The 16,425-nt window shown below is 71.9% G+C and carries 18 protein-coding genes and 2 pseudogenes (1 of these 20 cut by a window edge); 7 read left to right on the top strand and 13 right to left on the bottom strand.

Annotation, left to right across the window (positions count from 1 at the left end):
* Positions 1-237, bottom strand: a pseudogene (locus tag ACTJI1_RS10925) (response regulator transcription factor); it reaches 481 nt to the left of the window's first position.
* 123 nt (positions 238-360) lie between these two features.
* Between ACTJI1_RS10925 and ACTJI1_RS10930 the strand changes: the two are divergent.
* The 3 genes from ACTJI1_RS10930 to ACTJI1_RS10940 are packed head-to-tail and all read left to right on the top strand — an operon-like array spanning position 361 to position 2,353.
* Positions 361-1,026 (top strand): glycosyltransferase family 2 protein, encoded by a 666-nt coding sequence (locus ACTJI1_RS10930; protein WP_440742633.1) that lies wholly within the window; start codon positions 361-363, stop codon positions 1,024-1,026.
* Positions 1,023-1,646, top strand: a complete 624-nt coding sequence (locus ACTJI1_RS10935) for a TIGR04282 family arsenosugar biosynthesis glycosyltransferase (RefSeq protein WP_440742634.1) — start codon at positions 1,023-1,025, stop codon at positions 1,644-1,646. Before ACTJI1_RS10930 ends, ACTJI1_RS10935 begins: the two co-directional genes overlap by 4 nt.
* Positions 1,643-2,353 (top strand): class I SAM-dependent methyltransferase, encoded by a 711-nt coding sequence (locus ACTJI1_RS10940; protein WP_440742635.1) that lies wholly within the window; start codon positions 1,643-1,645, stop codon positions 2,351-2,353. Before ACTJI1_RS10935 ends, ACTJI1_RS10940 begins: the two co-directional genes overlap by 4 nt.
* A 25-nt stretch (positions 2,354-2,378) precedes the next feature.
* On the opposite strand, the gene ACTJI1_RS10945 is transcribed toward ACTJI1_RS10940, so the two are convergent.
* Genes ACTJI1_RS10945 through ACTJI1_RS10955 form a run of 3 tightly spaced genes read right to left on the bottom strand, consistent with a single transcriptional unit; the run spans position 2,379 to position 3,995 of the window.
* Complete coding sequence (locus ACTJI1_RS10945) at positions 2,379-2,813, bottom strand: hypothetical protein (RefSeq protein WP_440742842.1); 435 nt, start codon at positions 2,811-2,813, stop codon at positions 2,379-2,381.
* Positions 2,813-3,427: a molybdopterin-dependent oxidoreductase gene (locus ACTJI1_RS10950; RefSeq protein ID WP_440742636.1), complete on the bottom strand. Its 615-nt coding sequence runs from the start codon at positions 3,425-3,427 to the stop codon at positions 2,813-2,815. The genes ACTJI1_RS10945 and ACTJI1_RS10950 overlap by 1 nt, the downstream gene beginning before the upstream one ends.
* The gene (locus ACTJI1_RS10955; protein ID WP_440742637.1) at positions 3,420-3,995 is read right to left on the bottom strand and encodes a hypothetical protein; all 576 of its coding nucleotides are present in this window, start codon (positions 3,993-3,995) and stop codon (positions 3,420-3,422) included. Before ACTJI1_RS10955 ends, ACTJI1_RS10950 begins: the two co-directional genes overlap by 8 nt.
* A gap of 112 nt (positions 3,996-4,107) precedes the next feature.
* Between ACTJI1_RS10955 and ACTJI1_RS10960 the strand changes: the two genes are divergently transcribed.
* The 3 genes and pseudogenes from ACTJI1_RS10960 to ACTJI1_RS10970 all read left to right on the top strand — a co-directional run bounded on the left by ACTJI1_RS10960 (position 4,108) and on the right by ACTJI1_RS10970 (position 7,459).
* Positions 4,108-5,553, top strand: coding sequence for a glycosyltransferase 87 family protein (locus tag ACTJI1_RS10960; RefSeq protein ID WP_440742638.1), 1,446 nt, complete (start codon positions 4,108-4,110; stop codon positions 5,551-5,553).
* Positions 5,550-6,392 carry an MTAP family purine nucleoside phosphorylase gene (locus ACTJI1_RS10965; protein WP_440742639.1) on the top strand — a complete coding sequence of 281 codons (843 nt, stop codon included), beginning with the start codon at positions 5,550-5,552 and terminating at the stop codon, positions 6,390-6,392. Before ACTJI1_RS10960 ends, ACTJI1_RS10965 begins: the two co-directional genes overlap by 4 nt.
* Positions 6,389-7,459: pseudogene (locus tag ACTJI1_RS10970) on the top strand (NAD-dependent epimerase/dehydratase family protein). The gene ACTJI1_RS10965 and the pseudogene ACTJI1_RS10970 overlap by 4 nt, the downstream one beginning before the upstream one ends.
* A 4-nt stretch (positions 7,460-7,463) precedes the next feature.
* On the opposite strand, the gene ACTJI1_RS10975 reads toward ACTJI1_RS10970, so the two are convergent.
* Entirely contained in the window at positions 7,464-8,555 is a 1,092-nt protein-coding gene (locus ACTJI1_RS10975; RefSeq protein WP_440742640.1) for an agarase, read from the bottom strand.
* Positions 8,555-9,223: a TetR/AcrR family transcriptional regulator gene (locus ACTJI1_RS10980; RefSeq protein WP_440742641.1), complete on the bottom strand. Its 669-nt coding sequence runs from the start codon at positions 9,221-9,223 to the stop codon at positions 8,555-8,557. The genes ACTJI1_RS10975 and ACTJI1_RS10980 overlap by 1 nt, the downstream gene beginning before the upstream one ends.
* Positions 9,224-9,307: 84 nt before the next feature.
* Between ACTJI1_RS10980 and ACTJI1_RS10985 the strand changes: the two genes are divergently transcribed.
* Positions 9,308-10,060 (top strand): SDR family NAD(P)-dependent oxidoreductase, encoded by a 753-nt coding sequence (locus ACTJI1_RS10985; protein WP_440742642.1) that lies wholly within the window; start codon positions 9,308-9,310, stop codon positions 10,058-10,060.
* Positions 10,061-10,073: 13 nt separating this feature from the next.
* Here the strand turns inward: ACTJI1_RS10985 and ACTJI1_RS10990 are convergent, their stop codons facing one another.
* The 7 genes from ACTJI1_RS10990 to ACTJI1_RS11020 all read right to left on the bottom strand — a co-directional run bounded on the left by ACTJI1_RS10990 (position 10,074) and on the right by ACTJI1_RS11020 (position 16,423).
* The gene (locus tag ACTJI1_RS10990; RefSeq protein WP_440742643.1) at positions 10,074-10,778 is read right to left on the bottom strand and encodes a YoaK family protein; all 705 of its coding nucleotides are present in this window, start codon (positions 10,776-10,778) and stop codon (positions 10,074-10,076) included.
* Positions 10,778-12,349 carry a gamma-glutamyltransferase family protein gene (locus ACTJI1_RS10995; RefSeq protein WP_440742644.1) on the bottom strand — a complete coding sequence of 524 codons (1,572 nt, stop codon included), beginning with the start codon at positions 12,347-12,349 and terminating at the stop codon, positions 10,778-10,780. The genes ACTJI1_RS10990 and ACTJI1_RS10995 overlap by 1 nt, the downstream gene beginning before the upstream one ends.
* A 55-nt stretch (positions 12,350-12,404) precedes the next feature.
* Positions 12,405-13,187, bottom strand: coding sequence for an amino acid ABC transporter ATP-binding protein (locus tag ACTJI1_RS11000; RefSeq protein ID WP_440742645.1), 783 nt, complete (start codon positions 13,185-13,187; stop codon positions 12,405-12,407).
* Between the two features lies 1 nt (position 13,188).
* A complete protein-coding gene (locus tag ACTJI1_RS11005) occupies positions 13,189-13,977 on the bottom strand; it encodes an amino acid ABC transporter permease (protein ID WP_440742646.1) in 789 nt (262 codons plus the stop codon).
* A 3-nt stretch (positions 13,978-13,980) separates the two neighbouring features.
* Complete coding sequence (locus tag ACTJI1_RS11010) at positions 13,981-14,844, bottom strand: ABC transporter substrate-binding protein (RefSeq protein WP_440742647.1); 864 nt, start codon at positions 14,842-14,844, stop codon at positions 13,981-13,983.
* A 149-nt stretch (positions 14,845-14,993) separates the two neighbouring features.
* Positions 14,994-15,629: a TetR/AcrR family transcriptional regulator gene (locus tag ACTJI1_RS11015; protein WP_440742648.1), complete on the bottom strand. Its 636-nt coding sequence runs from the start codon at positions 15,627-15,629 to the stop codon at positions 14,994-14,996.
* A 20-nt stretch (positions 15,630-15,649) separates the two neighbouring features.
* Positions 15,650-16,423, bottom strand: a complete 774-nt coding sequence (locus tag ACTJI1_RS11020) for an SDR family NAD(P)-dependent oxidoreductase (RefSeq protein ID WP_440742649.1) — start codon at positions 16,421-16,423, stop codon at positions 15,650-15,652.
* Between the last annotated feature and the right edge of the window lie 2 nt (positions 16,424-16,425).

Below are 16,425 nucleotides of genomic sequence, written 5' to 3' on the forward strand. Positions count from 1 at the left end.
CGCCACCTCGAGGCCGTCGATGCCCGGCAGCATCCGGTCGAGCACGACGAGGTCGGGTGGTGTGAGCTCGGCGAGGGAGAGCGCCCGGAATCCATCGACCGCCTCGTCGACGATCAGGCCGGCGGATCGCAGGTACCCGCTGGCCACCTCGCGGACCGTCGGGTCGTCCTCCACCACGAGCACCCGCCGGTCGCGCAGCTCGCGCGGGGGTCGCGGATCGGCGGGTACGGCGGTCATGCGCTCAGCATAGGTCGACCCGCCGTGCCGGGGTCCGTCTGCGGCGAGCGCAGGCGGCGACCGTCCGTGTTTCGTAAGATTCTGCGCGGGTGGTCCGACCGCGCTGCTGCATACCGTCGAACCGTGACCGTACCGATCGATGTCGTGCTCCCCTGCCTGAACGAGGCGGATGCCCTGCCTGCGCTCCTGGCCGCTCTGCCTCCGCGCTACCGCGCGATCGTGGTCGACAACGGGTCGACCGACGCCAGCGCCGAGGTGGCACGCCGGGCGGGCGCCCGCGTGGTGACCGAGTCCCGCCGGGGGTACGGCGCCGCCGTCCACGCGGGCCTGTCCGCCGCCACCTCCGACACGGTGGTCGTGTGCGACGCCGACGGCTCCATCCACCCTGCGGCGTTCGACGCGCTCGTCGCACCCCTGGACGACGGGACGGCGGATCTGGTCATCGGGCGACGGCGACCCACCGTGCGGGCGGCGTGGCCGCTGCCCGCACGAGCTGCCAACGTCGTGCTCGCGAGGATGCTGCGCTCCCGTACCGGCCTCCCCCTCTACGACCTGGGTCCTGTGCGTGCCGCCCGCCGTCTGCCGCTGCTCGGACTGGGCGTCGACGACCGGCGCAGCGGGTATCCGGTCGAGGTGGTGCTGCGCGCGCACCGGTCCGGCTGGCGAGTCGCCCAGGTGGATGTGCTCTACCATCCCCGCATCGGCAGGTCCAAGGTGACCGGCTCGCTGCGCGGCTATGTCACGGCCGTGCGCGACACGCGACGGCGGCTGGCGGAGGCTGGCCGATGACCGCCGTCGCCGTGATCGCCAAGGAGTGCCTCCCCGGCCGGGTGAAGACGCGCCTGCAACCCGATTTCAGCGCGGAAGAGGCGGCGGCGATCGCCGGAGCGGCGCTCGCCGACACCCTCCACGTCGCGGGCGGGCTGCCCGTGACCCGCCGCATCCTCTACTTCGACGGCACGGTGGCACCGGACGGGGCGGCCGGCTGGGAGCTGATGTCGCAGTCCGAGGGCGGACTGGACGAGCGGATCGCCGCGCTCTTCGACGCCGTCGACGAGCCCCTGCTGCTGCTCGGGATGGACACCCCGCATCTCGACCCCGCCATGGTCGCCGACGTCTTCTCGGACGACCCCGCGGTGGATGCGCACTTCGGCCCGGCGACGGACGGCGGCTTCTGGGCGCTCGCGCTGCGCCGGCCCGTCGGCGACCTGGTCCGGGGTGTGCCGATGTCGACCGGCTCCACCGGCGCCCACCAGCTCGGGCGGCTGCGGGCCGCCGGCCTGCGGGTCCGGCTGCTGCCGCCGCTCACCGACATCGACACCGCCTCGGATCTGCCGCTCGCGGCTCACCGGGCGCCGGCGCTGGCCCGGACGCTGCACAGCCTCCGGCCGACGCGGGTGCCGGCGTGAGCCCGGCAGCACTGGGCGGGACGACCATTGCGGCCACCGCATCCGAGACGTCGGCCGAGTTCGGACGCGGCGGTGCGGAGCCGTACGAGCTCGCTCTGCGGGTGGGCGGGGGTGTGCTTTCCGTCGTGAGGGACGACATCCCCCGCCCCGGCGACGACGCGACGTCCCTCGATGTGTCCGCCTACCTGGCCGCCGCGACCGACGCGGAGCGGGGCGTGCTCGCTCTCACGACGGGCCCGGTGCTCGACGTCGGCTGCGGTCCCGCGCGGATGGTGCGCGCCGCGATCGAGGCGGGGAGGCTCGCACTGGGCATCGACATTTCGCCGGCGGCCGTGGGGCTCGCACGCTCGCAGGGCCTCCCGGTTCTGCGGCGGTCCGTATTCGACCCGCTCCCCGCGGAGGGCACCTGGGGCGCCGTCGCGCTGTTCGACGGCAATGTGGGGATCGGCGGGGACCCGGCCGCGCTCCTGGCGCGCGGCTCGGAGCTGCTGCGCCCGGGCGGCCGCATGATCGTGGAGACCCACGCCGACCCCGAACGGAACGTACACTTCGCGGCGCAACTGGTGCATCCGGCCGGCGCCCGCAGCGCCTGGTTCCCCTGGGCCGAGGTGGGCCACCGGGCAGCGGCCCGCATCGCGGGTGACCTCGGGATGGACGTCACCACGGTCGCGACGGCCGGACGCACCTTCGTGCTCGCGACGCGCTGAGCGTCCAGGCCTCGCGAAACGCTCCTCACCGCCGTCGGCGCGACGCCCTCCGGGTGCGCAGCACGATGACGGAGCAGGTCAGGGAGACGACGATCGAGATCGCGATCCAGAGGACGGCCAGACGGCTCGCGTAGTCTCCCGGCACCACGGTCGGGTTGCGCGGGCCCCGCGCCTGCGCCACGAGTTCGGGAACGACCATGGCGGTGATAAGCGCCCCGACCGCGAAGCCCGCCTCCACGACGGCGACGACCGCGGGAGGCAGGCGACGGGCCGTGCGCCGCAGCAGCAGGTCGATCGTGGTCACCGCTGGAACCAGCAGCGCGTCGTGCAGCACGACCGCCGCCGCCAGCCAGGCGACCAACCCGGCGATCTCGGCGGGCCCCAGCCCCAGCAGGAGGAACACACCACCCACCCCGATCAGGGCCACGCCTGCCGCCCCGATGGCCACACGCGCGCGCATCACGCCGGCACCACCTCGATCGAGCTCAACCACTTGGTCTGCAGCACGCCCGGACGACCGGGCGCGATCACGCGCGCCGGGTATCCGTGATCCAGATCGAGGGTCTCCCCGTTGAGCGTCAAAGCCACCAGAGTGTCCGGGTCCTGGGCGAACTCCGGCCCCATCGTCGTCCGGCGGTAGGCTCCTCGCGGCTGGAGGCTCGTGACGAGCACCGTGGCCCCGGCAGATGCACCGACCAGCGCGAGCAGGTCGCGCATCCGCACGCCGCTCCACTCCGCGGTGGTGCTCCAGCCCTCCACGCAGGCGATCGGCAGCGTCGACCGCGCCTGCGGCAGCGCGAGCAGGCGGGCGCGGTCGAGCGTCTCGGCACGGTCGCCGTTGCGGATCGCGAGGGTCCAGTCGGCGGCCCGCGCGGTCTCCACCACTCCCGCCGACGCCGCTGTCGTGTTCACCGGAACTCCCTGGGGGCCGCGGCCCGGCACTCTCGGTGCGAAGACGTTGAGCGGAGCCAGCCAGCCGAACGACTGGCCGGCCGTGAGGCCCACAGCTGCCACCGCAGCGGCGGCGATGGTGCCGAGCAGCGCACGGCGGCTGACCCCCGGCTGGTCATTCATCGGCCACGCCCCGGTCGTGGGCGATGCTCCGCCGGCGCCAGTAGCGCACGATGGTCGGCAGTTTCACCGCGACATGAAGGGCTATGGACCCGACGATCACCCATGCCAGCGCGTAGTGCGTCTGCCGGAACGGGAACGGCCAGGGGTACCACTGGTACGTGTTGACCAAGCCGATCGCGGGCTCTAGAAGCGCGCTGGAGACCAGCAGGCCGACGGAGGCGCGCTCCACGAGCTGCAGCGGCGAGCCGGCCGGCGGCCACAGCAGCAGTCGCGGGAAGACGGTCCACAGCTTGCCGAGCAGCAGCGGGAGGATCGCGATGCCGACGGCGACGTGCAGCCCCTGCGTGAAGGCGTAGACGCCCGGCCAGGTGGGGAAGCGCATGCCCGGCAACGGTTCCTGCAGCAGGTGGCTGTAGAGCCCGGTGAGGAAGCAGACGACGAAGGCGGCGGCGAGAAGGCGGCCGATGACGACCGTGGTCCGGGCGGTGCGGGCGGGGGCCGCCAGGGCGCCGCGAGCGCGGGCCATCCGCTCCGCCAGGGCGCTCGAGGCGCGATCGGTGACCGACATGCTCCGATTCTGATCGGCACGCCGCGGCCGCACGGCCGGCAAATCTTACGATCCCCGAACAGGACGGCCCATCCGGCCCTTCGGGACGCGACGACTTGTCACACTCGACGACGTGAGGATCGCCATCGTCTCCGTGCTGCTCGCCGCCCTGACGGCCCTCACCGCCGTCGCCACGGCGGGAATCGGCGGATTCGTGCCAGGCGCCGCCCTCGCCCTGGGGATCGCCGCCGGCGCCGCCGGGCTGATCGCCGGCGCTGCCTTCCTCGTGCTGCTGAGCGTGCGCGGGCGCGCGGCGATCGTCCTCGTGCTCGCGGGATCGGCGGCGCTGGGGTGTGCCGCGCTCGCCGGTCCGCCGAACCTGAGCACGGACTCTGCCCGCTACGCCTGGGACGGCATCGTCCAGGATGCGGGGATCTCCCCGTACGCGTACGTTCCCGCCGCCGACGCCCTCGACCGGTATCGGGTCGCGTGGCTGTTCCCGGCGCCCGTGACGGACGCCGACGGTTCGCAGGCCTGCGAGGGCCGGCGCATCCAGCGGACGACGAGCGTCCCAGGCGGGGGCGCGCTCTGCACCGCGCTCAACCGGCCGCATGCGCCCACGATCTACCCGCCCGTTGCCGAGGCGTACTTCGCCGCCGTCCGGGCGGTCGTGCCGGTCGACGCCCGTTATGGCCCGCTCCAGGTGAGCGGACTGCTGCTCAGCCTCGGTACGACCGTGCTGCTCGTTGCGGGGATGCGCGCCCGGGGTCTCGACCCGCGCTGGGCGGCCGTCTGGGGGTGGTCGCCGTTCGTGGCGGCGGAGGCGGTGACGAACTCGCACGTCGATGTGCTCGGGGTGCTGTTGGTCGTGGCCGCGACCTTCGCGGCGGCGCCAGCCGTGACGGGGCGCTTGGGCGCCGTCCTTGCTGGCGGCGTTCCCGGAAGCAGAAGGCGAGCGGTGCTGGTCGGGGTGCTGGTCGGACTGGCGGCTGCGGCGAAGTTCGTCCCGGCGATCGCCGCTCCCGCACTCGCCAGGCGGCGGCCGATGACCACGGCGCTGACAGCGGCCGTCACCTTCGCAGTCTGCTACGCCCCGTATGTCGCGGTGACCGGGTGGGGGGTCATCGGCTATCTGCCGGGCTACCTGGACGAGGAGGGGTACGACAGCGGCTCCCGGTTCGCGCTTCTGTCCCCCTTCCTTCCCGGGCTCTGGGCGACCGCAGGCGCGGCGGTGCTCATCCTCGCCGCGCTCGTGCTGGCCTGGCGCACCGCCGATCCCGACGCGCCGTGGCATGCCCAGGTGGTGTCTGTGGGGGCGGTGCTGCTGATCACGAGTCCGAGCTATCCCTGGTATGCGCTCGTGCTCATCCCGTTCATCGCACTCAGCCGGCGCTGGGAGTGGCTGGCGGTCCCGCTCGCGCTGACGGCGAAGACGCTGGTCCCCGCGCATCCGGCCGGGACACTCGTCGTGGCCGCAGCCGCTCTGATCGTCACCACGGCCACACTCGTGCGGCGCCGCCGGCGCCTCGCACCCCGCCCCCCGGCGCCCCGGGCGCCCGTTCGAGAGGAGACAGCATGACGAAGGCGGAGATCGCCGTGATCGGAGGGTCGGGCCTGTACCGGCTGTTCGACGACGGCGAGGAGCGGGAGACCCTGAGCCTCGCCACGCCCTACGGACCGCCATCGGGCCCGATCCGCATCGGGACGGTGGGCGGACGTCGCGTGGCGTTCCTGGCCCGTCATGGCGAAAACCACGCGCTGGCGCCCCACCGCATCCCGTACCGGGCGAACATCTGGGCGCTCGCCGAGCTCGGCGTCCGCGCGGTGGTGACCTCGTCCGCCGTCGGCGGCCTGTCGGACCGTGCCCGCCCCGGCCGCTTCGTGGTGCCCGACCAGCTCATCGACCGGACCAGCGGTCGTCCCGACTCGTTCTTCGACGGGGCCGATGTCCAGCACCTGGCCGCGGCGGAGCCGTTCGATCCGGGGCTGCGGGAGGCGGCGGTCGCGGCGCTGACCGGACTCGGCGAGGACCCCGTGCCGGAGGGAACGTCGGTCGTCATCCAGGGGCCGCGCTTCTCGACCCGGGCCGAGTCGGCCTGGTTCCGCGCAGCGGGCGCCGACATCGTCAACATGACGCAGTACCCGGAGGCCGTGCTCGCCGCTGAGCTCGGCATGGGGCTGGCCACCCTCTCCTTCGTCACCGACACGGATGCGGGAACCATCGCCGGCGACACCGCGGACGCGGCCGACGCGGCACTCGTCCTGGAACGGATGGCGCAGGCCGGCCCGCGCATACGGGCGGCGATCGCGGCCACCGTCGCCGCCGTTCCCGCCGGTTATCGACCGCGAACGCTCATCCCGGTCGACGCGGTGCAGCGCGTGCTCGCCGCCCCGGTCGCGACGGGAGGCGCACGGTGACGCACCTGCTGGTGACCGGAGGCCTCGGCTTCATCGGCTCGCACGTGGTGGAGGCCGCACTGGGCCGCGGCTGGCGGGTGACGGTCGTCGACTCCCTGCGGCGGGACGTGCACGCGAGCGACGAGGTACCCGGTTGGTTCACGGCGCTGCGCGGCGACGTCGACCTGCTGGTGGGCGATGCCGGCGCCCTTCCCGAAGCGCTGCTCCGCTCGGCCGGCGCGGTCTGCCACCAAGCGGCCAAAGTCGGGCTGGGCGTCGGCTTCGGCGACGCCCCGGACTATGTCGAGTCCAACGTCGCCGTGACCGCACGGCTCCTCGCCGCGATGGCCGCGGCGGGGACGACGCGGCTGGTGCTGGCCTCCTCGATGGTCGTCTACGGCGAGGGCCTGTACTGCGACGGGGACACCGTGGTCCAGCCGCCCGCCCGAGCGGTGCAGGACCTGCGTGCCGGCCGCTTCGACCCCCTCGACCGCGACGGACGCCCGCTCCGGCCCCTGCTGATCCGCGAGGACGACCCGCCCGAGCCGCGCAACGTCTAAGCGATCAGCAAGCTCGCCCAGGAACAGCTCGCCCGCTCCTGGGCCCGGTCGACCGGAGGGCGAGTGGCGGCGCTCCGCTATCACAACGTGTTCGGCGCCCGGATGCCGATCGGCACCCCGTACGCAGGCGTCGCCGCCCTGTTCCGATCGCGGCTGGAGGACGGCCTCCCCCCGCTGGTGTTCGAAGACGGACGGCAGCGCCGCGACTTCGTCGATGTGCGCGATGTCGCCCGGGCCAACCTCGCCGCGACCAAGTGGCTGGACGGACAGCCGGACGGCGAGGTGCGCGCCTTCAACGTGGGCAGCGGCGCGGTGCGCACGATCGGCGACTTCGCCTCGGCGATCGCCGAGGCGATGGGCGGTCCGGACCCGGTGGTGACGGGCGACTTCCGGCTCGGTGACGTGCGGCACATCACAGCGTCGTCGGAGCGCATCGCCGCCGAGCTCGGCTGGCGGGCGCAGCAGCCGTGGCGGGAGTCCGTGCGCGCCTTCGCGGAGGCGCCGATGCGCCCGCGTACGGCGGTGTGACGGCTCAGACGGGTTGGCCGTGGCCGTACTGCGCGAGCAGTTCCGCATTCACCCGCGTCACGCGATCCGTGAGCTCCGTGTACGGCTCGTCCCAGGGGTCCTTGAGCCCGTACCCGCGCGCGGGATTCTCGACGTAGCCGCACCAGTGCCATCCCAGGCACCAGGGCCGCTCCATGAATGCCCGCACGGTCCTCTCGTAGAAGACACCGCGCTCCCACTGGTCCGCGATGCCGGAGACGCGGCCAGGGCTCATGGCCGTGGGCGCCCAGTTGCCGGTGTCGACGATCAGCACCGGCAGGCCCGTGAGCGCGTGGACGGCGTCGAGCCGCTCGAGCGCGCGCTCCAGCAGGCTCTCGTCCCGGCCGGGGAACGTCTGCACCGAGATCGCGTCGACGTGACGCGCCGCAGCGCGCAGCACAGGGTCGGGGAGCCCTGCGGTCGTGCCGAACCGGTCGCCCAGGACGAGGTGCTCGGGATCGTATTGCCGGATGGCCCCGACGAGTGTCGCGTAGTACGTCTCGGCGATCGCCTCCAGCTCCTCGTCGTCGTCCGCACCGGGGAAGGCGTCTCCGGTCGGGTGGCGGATCCAGGACGGCCCGTCGGTGAGGACGTACCCCACGAGGCGGTCGCTGTCGGCATGTGGAAGGCAGATGCTGCGGGCCAGGTAGTCGCACCACGCCGCGAAGTCGGGCGAGCGGACATCGCGGTAGTACGGATGGCCGTTCCACGACTCGATCTCGAGCGCACGGACCGGCACGCAGTACGGCATTCCGGTCGCCAGATAGTGCTCCGCCGGCCACCCGGCCGAATGGCCGATGTCGATCGCGGCGCCGCTGGTACCCAGACCGCTCCCGCTCACGTACTCCTCGGTCGCGCTCACGGTGGTGAAGTTCCACGCGGTCAGGTCGGCGGCGACCCCTTCTCGGAGCCACCGCTGCACACTGCCGTACCGCTCGCGGAAGATCGCCAGGTTGTGCGGGTACTGAAGGTTGGTCACCTCGGCGTGGGCGACTCCGGCGCTGACGAACGCCCGGCCGGCGGCGTCCACGAAGCTCCACCGGCCGGGGAGACGCTGCACGCGGAACGCGCTGCCCATCAGCCGCCGACGCGCGTCGCGGTCCCGGCATGGCCGAGCGCGCGCTCCGGCCGGAGCGTCCGCAAGTACGCGATGGACGCGTCGAGTGCCACCCGTACCGACGCCGAGTCGCGGCGCGTCTGGCTCAGCAGCAGGCCGCCCTGCACGGCGGCGAGCACGCTGGTCGAGAGGTCTCCCACGTTCGCATCGTCGCGCAGTTCGCCCCGCTGTCGCATCGTCTCCAGGCCCTCGCGCAGCAGGTCCTGCCAGCGTTCGAAGGACTCGGCCAGCGCGGTCCGGGCGCGCGCGTCCGACTCCGCCAGTCCGCTGGCAAGCGAACCCAAGGGGCACCCGCCGACGCAGTTCTGCGCGTCCAACATGCTCACGACCATGTCCCGCCACTCCTCGAGCGCCTCGAAGCTGTCCAGCCGCTCCAGGATCACCCGATGCGTGCCGAGGACGGAGTCCGTCTGGTGTTCGATGACCGCCCGCAGGAGCTCGCTCTTGTCCTCGAAATAGTGGTACAGCTGCGAGGCGCTCGCCCCGGCTGCGGCCTGGATCTCCTCCAGAGTCGCCGCCTCCAGTCCGTTCTCGAGGATCAGCCGGGAGGCCGCCTCGATGATCCGCTGCCGGGTCGCCCATCCCTTCGGCGTGAATGTGCGCTCGCTCTCGCCCCGCATGGTGATCATGCCGGAACTCTACTCGTTTTGTAGTTGCTACTCCATTCTGGCGCCGCCACGATTGTAGGAATCACTCCAATCGAAGGGAACACGATGATGACGATCGACCTGGGCGGTACGACCGCATTGATCACGGGAGCCACCAGCGGCATCGGGCGCGCCACAGCGGTGAAGATGGCCGCGGCGGGCGCCCATGTCATCGTGAGCGGACGCGACCCCGAGCGAGGACGAGCGGCCGTGGATGGGATCCGCCGCGCAGGTGGCGCCGCCGACTTCGTCGCCGCCGACCTGGCCGACCCGGCGAGCGTGAGGCAGCTGGCGGAGAAGGCGCTCGCCATCGGCGGCGGCCGTGTGGACATCCTGGTCAACAACGCGGGAATCTTCCCGTTCGGCCCCACCGTCGACGTGACGGTCGACGACATCGACGCGGTGACGGCCGTCAACGTCAAGGCGCCCTTCCTCCTGGTGGCAGCGCTCGCTCCGGCCATGGCCGCGGCCGGCCGGGGCGCGATCGTCAACGTCACGACCATGGTCGCCAACTTCGGGATGGCCGGGATGGCCCTCTACGGATCGAGCAAGGCAGCGCTCCAGCTGCTGACCAAGGCCTGGGCGGCCGAGTTCGGTCCGCAGGGCGTGCGCGTCAACGCCGTGAGCCCCGGACCCACCCGAACCGAGGGGACCGCCGCGATGGGCGACGGACTCGGCCGGCTGGCCGAGACGACCCCGGCGGGCCGCCCCGGCGACGCCGACGACGTCGCCGAAGCGATCCTCTTCCTCGCCTCCCCGCTCGCGGGTAACGTGCACGGAGCCGTTCTGCCCGTCGACGGAGGCCGGATCGCGGTGTGACAGCCGGTCGCCGTCACCTGGCGGCGACCGGCTCCCGCTCGTACGCCCTCTTCTCGTGCGCGGCCCAGTGGCCGAGCAGGGCCGCGCCTGCGCTCACCGCGGCTGCGACGCCGAGCGGGACCGCGATGTGGACCCGCAGCAGAAGGGCGCCCAGCAGAGCACCCAGCGCGATGAGCACCACCGCGGCGGCACGACGACGCCACGGCTGGCCCGAGCCGCCGGCGAGGCGTGAGTCGGCGGCAAGTCCCGTGATCGTCGACGTCACGACGACCGTGGTGACGTCCTTCACCGCGAGGTGGCGGGCGACGGCCGCCTGGAAACCCATGGCGGCCGCGAGGACCGTCGTGATCGCGATCCCCCACGGGGCGGGCGGAACGCCTCCGGAGATCGCGGTCGCGACGGTCAACGCGAGCAGCACGGCGGCGACGGCGGTGAACGACCAGCTCGTCCGAGTGTTCCACCCGGTGGTCTCCCGTCGCAGCGTGCGGCCGCCGATGACGGCGCCCGCCATGAACGCGAACAGCGCGATCAGGGGCCCGACCCAGGGGAGCCCCTCGGCTCCGGCCAGCGCCATGCCCAGCACGACGACGTTGCCGGTCATGTTCCCTGCGAAAACCTTGTCGAGGCCGAGGTAGCCGACAGCATCCACGATTCCGGTCGAGAAGGTGAGGGCGAGCATGAGCACCAGCGTCTGGTCCTCCGGTCGACGCCCCGGCATCATCGTGACCCCTCCTGCGGGTAGCGGCGCACGCTCGCCGACCCGTCCGAGCGGGGATCGCTCCCCGCGTCGAAGCCGTCCGCCGTCACGGCGATCAGGTTGGCGTGCCCGACCAGCTCGCTGAGCGCCGGGGTCTCGATGACGTGCAGGTCCGTGCGGTCGATGGACGCGCGAGCGGCAGGGCCCACGCCGGCCTCGACGTAGACGTCCGAGGGCCGGTCGCCGTCGCGTTGAGGGCCGACGATGGCGCGGGGCGCGCTGACGGCATCGATGGCCGGCGCACCGGCCAGCGCCCGGAGCAGTGTCTGCGCGTGGATCTGCGGCTGTCCCTGGCCTCCCATCGTCGCCGAGACGAAGCGGAGTTCGTCCCCCTCGGTCACGAGGACCGGCATCAGAGTGTGGAGCGGCCGCTTGCCGGGCGCGAGCACGTTCGGGGACGCCGGGTCGAGCGAGAAGCTCGTGCCCCGATTGTGGAGCAGGATGCCCGTGGACGGCTCCACGACCGCTGCGCCGAACGCGTGGTAGACGCTCTGGATCAGGGACACCGACCACCCCTCGGAGTCCGCCGCCGCGATTCCGACCGTGTCCCCCGTGGGCCGGCGGAAACCGGGCGCCACGGGCACGTGCTCCAGCCGGGCCGGCTGCTCCTCGAACAGCGCGTCGATCCCGGCATGCGGCGCGACGCGAGGGTCGGCCAGCAGTTCGTCCCGCACCAGGTTCGCCTCGCGGAACCGTTCCAGCATCGCCCCGAAGCCGGCGCCGAGCGGATCGGCGGTGCCGTCCTCCTCGACCGCCCGCAGCACCCGCAGCAGGACGAAGCCGTGTGTGTTGGGCGGGCTCGTGAGGATCCGGTAGCCTCCGAATTCGGCGCTGAGCGGTTCCACGACCTCGGGGTGGAACAGCAGCAGGTCCGGTCCGGCGACCGGCGACCCGAGCCCGGAGAGGCCCGCGACGAAACGGGCGGTCAACGACCCGTCGTAGAGCGCACCCGCACCTTCGTTGCGCAGCGCGTCGAGCGTTCCGGCCAGCGCGCGCTGGACCACGCGGTCGCCTTCGCGCGGTGCGCGCCCCCCGCGGAGGAAGACGTCCTGGAAGCCCGGATCGAAGCGGATCGCATCGTGCTCCTCGGCGAACGCCCCGGCCAGCGAGCGGGAGACGGGGAACCCGTCCGCCGCCCACCCGATCGCGTCGTCGAAGATCTCGGCCCACGGGCGGCGGCCGCCCAGCCGGTGCAGCACCTCCCACCCCCGCAGCGCCCCCGGCACCGTCACGGTGTCGATCCCGCGGTATGGGAGCAGTGCGCCGTGGGACTCCCGCATCCTGTCGACGTCGACGGCGTACGCCGCCGGTCCCGAGGCGTTGATGCAGCGCACCACGCCGTCCGGGGAGCGCACGAGCACGATCGCATCGCCTCCGATGCTCACGTTGTGGGGGTAGATGACGCTGAGCGTCGCCGCGGCAGCGAGAGCTGCGTCGATGGCGGTCCCGCCGCGCTCGAAGGCGCGCTCGGCGGAGCGGGTGGCGGCGGCGTGCGGCGTGGCGACGGCGCCGGTCACGGATGGCGTGGGCATGGTCCTCCCAGGGACGCAGGTGATGGACGGGGACGGCGGCATGACGCCGCGACGGTCAGAGGATCTTCGACAGGAAGGCCCGGGTCCTCGGATGCGCCGGCGCCGCGAACAGCTGGGCCGGGGGCGCGACCTCGACGACCGCCCCGGCATCCATCACGACGACGCGATCGGCCACTTCGCGGGCGAAGCCCATCTCGTGGGTGACGACGACCATCGTCATGCTCTCGGCGGCCAGCTCCTTCATCACGTCGAGCACCTCGCCGATCATCTCCGGGTCGAGCGCGCTCGTCGGCTCGTCGAAGAGCATCAGCTGCGGCCTCATCGCTAGGGCGCGTGCGATCGCGACCCGCTGCTGCTGGCCGCCCGAGAGCTTGTTCGGACGGGCGTCCGCCTTGTCCGCGAGCCCGACGCGAGCCAGCAGGGCCTCGGCCTGGGCGATCGCCTCCCTCTTCGCGGTACCGCGCACGCGGACCGGGGCGTGCCAGATGTTCTCGAGCGCAGTCATGTGCGGGAACAGGTTGAAGTGCTGGAAGACGAACCCGATCTCCTGGCGCTGCCGCATGAGCGAGGCGCGCGAGGCCGGTGTCCGGCGGCCCTCCGGGCCGACCCGGTAGCCCATCGGCCGGCCCGCCACCGTCAGCTCGCCTCCGTCGATGGTCTCCAGGCCGTTCATCGTGCGCAACAGGGTGGTCTTGCCCGCCCCGGACGGCCCGACGAGCACGACGACCTCACCCGGAGCCACGTCGAGGGAGACCCCGTTGAGGATCTGCCGCCCGCCGAGCGTGCGAGTGACGTGCTTCGCGCTCACGATCGGCGCAGCAGTGCTGGTGTCGGTCATGTCAGGCCTCCTGCTGGACGGGGGTGAGCACGGAGCCGCGCCGGCCGCCGAATAGGCGCTGCCAGGGCGAGACCGTCGCCTCGATACCGACGCGGGCGTTGAGACGCTTCTCGATGCCTGCCTGGATGACGGTCCAGATCGTGGTCAGGGCGAGGTAGTAGATGGCCACCACAGCGAAGATCTCGAAGGTGCGGAATGTGGCCGCACTGATGCTCTGGGAGACCAGGAACATCTCCGAGACGCCGATCACACTGAGGATCGAGGTGCTCTTCATCAAGCCGTTGAACGAGTTGCCGAGCGGGGGCACCATCAGCCGGAGTGCCTGCGGGAGGATGATCCACCGCATCGCGGACGCCCCGGACATCCCGAGCGCCTGCGCCGCCTCGCTCTGACCGATCGGCACGGAATCCAGCCCGGCCCGGATGATCTCCGAGATGTACGCGCTCTCGTTGATGATGAGGCCGACGATCGCCGCCTGCACTGCGGCCTTCACAAGCAGCCCGCCGAGGTCGACATCCTGGAAGCGGAACACGTTCGCCGCGGCGAAGCCGGTGTAGATCAGGACCAGCTGGACCAGCAGCGGGGTGCCGCGGATCAGCCAGATGTAGAAGCTGGCGATCACCCGGAGCGGCGCGAACCGCGAACGGCGCAGGAGGGCGATCCCGAGCCCGACGACGAGCGCTCCCGCCATGGCGAGGATGGAGATGACGACCGTGAGCACCAGCCCCTGCAGGAACGGGGGTCCGGGCGTCAGCAGGTTCTGCCAGAAGAATCCCCAGTCGAAGTTCACGGGTCAGCCCTTCTTCGCGTAGGCGAGGTCGCCCTGTCCCCAGGTGTCGAGGATCTTGGAGTACTGACCGCTCGACACCAGGTCGTCGAAGGCCTTCTGGATCCCGTCGTGCAGCGGGGTGTCTCCCTTGAGGGTCGCCGCGCCGATGTCGACAGCCTCGGTCGGCTTGCCGACCAGCTGGATGCCGGCGGTTCCCTGCTTCTGGTAGTAACCGATCAGCTCTGCCGCGTCGATGTAGGCGTCGAGCTGTCCGCTCGCCAGCTGCTGGAAACCAACGGTCGCCTGGTTGTTGGTGCTGATGTCGAGCGCCTTCTTGCCTGCGGCGGTGCACTTCTTCGACTGGTCCTCGGCGAGCGACTGGGCGGTCGTGCCGACGGTCACCATCACCTTCTTGCCGCACAGGCTGTCGTCGAGCCCCGTCACGCCGTCGGCGGAGCCCTTCTTGACGGCGACCCCGGAGGCAGACGTCAGGTACGGGACGAAGTCGACCACCTTCTCCCGAGCCGGCTTGATGTAGAGCGACGCCATGATGACGTCGCACTGCTTGGCCTGGAGGCTGGGGATGAGCGCCGAGAAGTCGACCATCACGAAGTCGGGCTTCAGGCCCAGCTTTCCCGCGATGGCCTTGGCGAGGTCGATCTCACTGCCCACGAGGTTCCCACTGGCGTCGGTGGTGATGTTCGGCGGTGAGCCGAGGTTGGTGGTGCAGACGGAAAGCGTGCCCGCACTGCGGAGGGCGGAGGCGGGGACCGTGGCCACCGCCGTCGCGGTGGTCTGCGTCGTGCCGGCGGCCGCGGAGCAGCCGGTGAGGGCGATGACGGCAGCCGTGATGACCGTCGCCGTGATGAGGCGCTTGCTGGTGTGCATGGGATCTCCGTCGATGCTCGATGCTCCACGGCTCGGGTGAGCCGGGAGCAGACTATCAAGTGATAGAGGGTCTGTCTATCAATTGATAGGTGACGGATGTTGCGCCGCTGTTTCGTGTGCGTGTCGAACCGGAGAAGAGTGTGCTCGCGTCAGGATGCGACCGGACGCGGGAGGCGCTCCTGGGTGCGGGTGCGCAGGTCCTCCAGGCGGGACGGCTGGACCAGGACCGCGCGGAGGATGAAGTCGGACACCTGCAGAGGACGCTCGGAGACCGGAGCCGACGCGCTCGTCTCGCGCTCGCGCATCCCCTCGAACTGCAGGCCCGTGATGGCCCTCTGCACGAACTCCGGATCGACCGCGAGGAACTCCCCCGCCTCGATCCCCGCCTCGACGAAGCGGCGCACGGCGTCATGGAAGCGCTCGATGCCTTCGCGCTGCGGGGCGAACTCCTCTTCGGCGAACAGCGCGTCACTGTAGTAGCCACGCGCGTCGTACGGGAGCGTCAGATAGTCCCGCGAGCTGAGCGTGACGAAGAAATGGAATCGCTCCGCCCATGACGCATCGAGCGCGACGGCCTCCTCGAGGCGCGACATCGTCTGGGCGAGATCGGCGTCCACGAGTTCGGCCAGGATGCTGTGCTTGGCCGGGAAGTGGTAGAAGAGCGACGGCTGCCGGATCCCCACCGCGTCGGCGATCTCCCGCGTGGTGGTTCCGTAGTAGCCGTGCTTTCCGAACAGACGGGCGGCCTGCAGCAGGATCAGCTGCCGTGTGCCCCCGTCCGTCATGCCGCTACTCTACCGGCGGCTCACATCGCCCTTTCCTCGTTGATCGAGTTCGCCCCGTCGATCACGAGGAGCTGGCCTGTGATGTACGAGGCGCCGGCGCTCGCCAGGAAACCGATCGCGGCGGCGACCTCGGCCGGAGTCCCCGGACGGCCGATCGGGGTGGCGTGCCCCATGGCGATCTCGCGGTCGGTCGAGGATGCCGTGCGGATCCACCCCGGGGCGACGGCGTTCACCGTGATCCCGGCGGCCGCGGTGTCGACGGCCACCGCACGCGTGAGGCCGAGCATGCCCGCCTTGGCGGCGTGGTACGCCACGTCCCCGGTGTAGGCCTGGACAGGCCCCGAGAGGGAGGACACGTTGATGATCCTGCCGTAGCCCGCGGCTCGCATGAGCGGGACCGCGGCGCGAGTCATCCGGAGCGCGGTCGTCAGATTGCGGTCCAGCGAGGTGCGCCACTGCTCGATGGAGATGTCATCGACCGACGCCGGGTCCTCCGGGTCGGACAGCGACGTCATGCCCGCGTTGTTCACCAGTACGGCCGGTGCGCCGAAGGCCTCCGAGGCGGCCGCGAACACCCTGTCCACGCCGTCCTGACCGGTCAGATCGGCCACCACCCCGACGGCGGACACACCTGCGGACCGGAGTTCCGCGGCGCGCTGTTCGATCCGATCCGTCGTCGACGTGATCACCACGCTCATGCCGGCTCGTCCCAGGAGCAGGGCCGTCGCCGCGCCGATGCCGTCTGCGCTGCCGGCGCCGGTGACGACCGCCACACCTCGCTGCTGATGCTCCACAG

The organism is Leifsonia sp. 22587 (assembly GCF_052044215.1).
GTDB classification, from domain to species: domain Bacteria; phylum Actinomycetota; class Actinomycetes; order Actinomycetales; family Microbacteriaceae; genus Leifsonia; species Leifsonia shinshuensis_C.

Bases quoted from the DNA above. Each gene is read 5' to 3' on its own strand.
- ACTJI1_RS10975 (WP_440742640.1), bottom strand. From the start codon at position 8,555: ATGGGCAGCGCGTTCCGCGTGCAGCGTCTCCCCGGCCGGTGGAGCTTC.
- ACTJI1_RS10990 (WP_440742643.1), bottom strand. From the start codon at position 10,778: ATGCCGGGGCGTCGACCGGAGGACCAGACGCTGGTGCTCATGCTCGCC.
- ACTJI1_RS10945 (WP_440742842.1), bottom strand. From the start codon at position 2,813: ATGCGCGCGCGTGTGGCCATCGGGGCGGCAGGCGTGGCCCTGATCGGG.
- ACTJI1_RS10965 (WP_440742639.1), top strand. From the start codon at position 5,550: ATGACGAAGGCGGAGATCGCCGTGATCGGAGGGTCGGGCCTGTACCGG.
- ACTJI1_RS11000 (WP_440742645.1), bottom strand. From the start codon at position 13,187: ATGACCGACACCAGCACTGCTGCGCCGATCGTGAGCGCGAAGCACGTC.
- ACTJI1_RS10950 (WP_440742636.1), bottom strand. From the start codon at position 3,427: ATGAATGACCAGCCGGGGGTCAGCCGCCGTGCGCTGCTCGGCACCATC.
- ACTJI1_RS10955 (WP_440742637.1), bottom strand. From the start codon at position 3,995: ATGTCGGTCACCGATCGCGCCTCGAGCGCCCTGGCGGAGCGGATGGCC.
- ACTJI1_RS10980 (WP_440742641.1), bottom strand. From the start codon at position 9,223: ATGATCACCATGCGGGGCGAGAGCGAGCGCACATTCACGCCGAAGGGA.
- ACTJI1_RS11015 (WP_440742648.1), bottom strand. From the start codon at position 15,629: ATGACGGACGGGGGCACACGGCAGCTGATCCTGCTGCAGGCCGCCCGT.
- ACTJI1_RS10985 (WP_440742642.1), top strand. From the start codon at position 9,308: ATGATGACGATCGACCTGGGCGGTACGACCGCATTGATCACGGGAGCC.
- ACTJI1_RS11010 (WP_440742647.1), bottom strand. From the start codon at position 14,844: ATGCACACCAGCAAGCGCCTCATCACGGCGACGGTCATCACGGCTGCC.
- ACTJI1_RS10995 (WP_440742644.1), bottom strand. From the start codon at position 12,349: ATGCCCACGCCATCCGTGACCGGCGCCGTCGCCACGCCGCACGCCGCC.
- ACTJI1_RS10935 (WP_440742634.1), top strand. From the start codon at position 1,023: ATGACCGCCGTCGCCGTGATCGCCAAGGAGTGCCTCCCCGGCCGGGTG.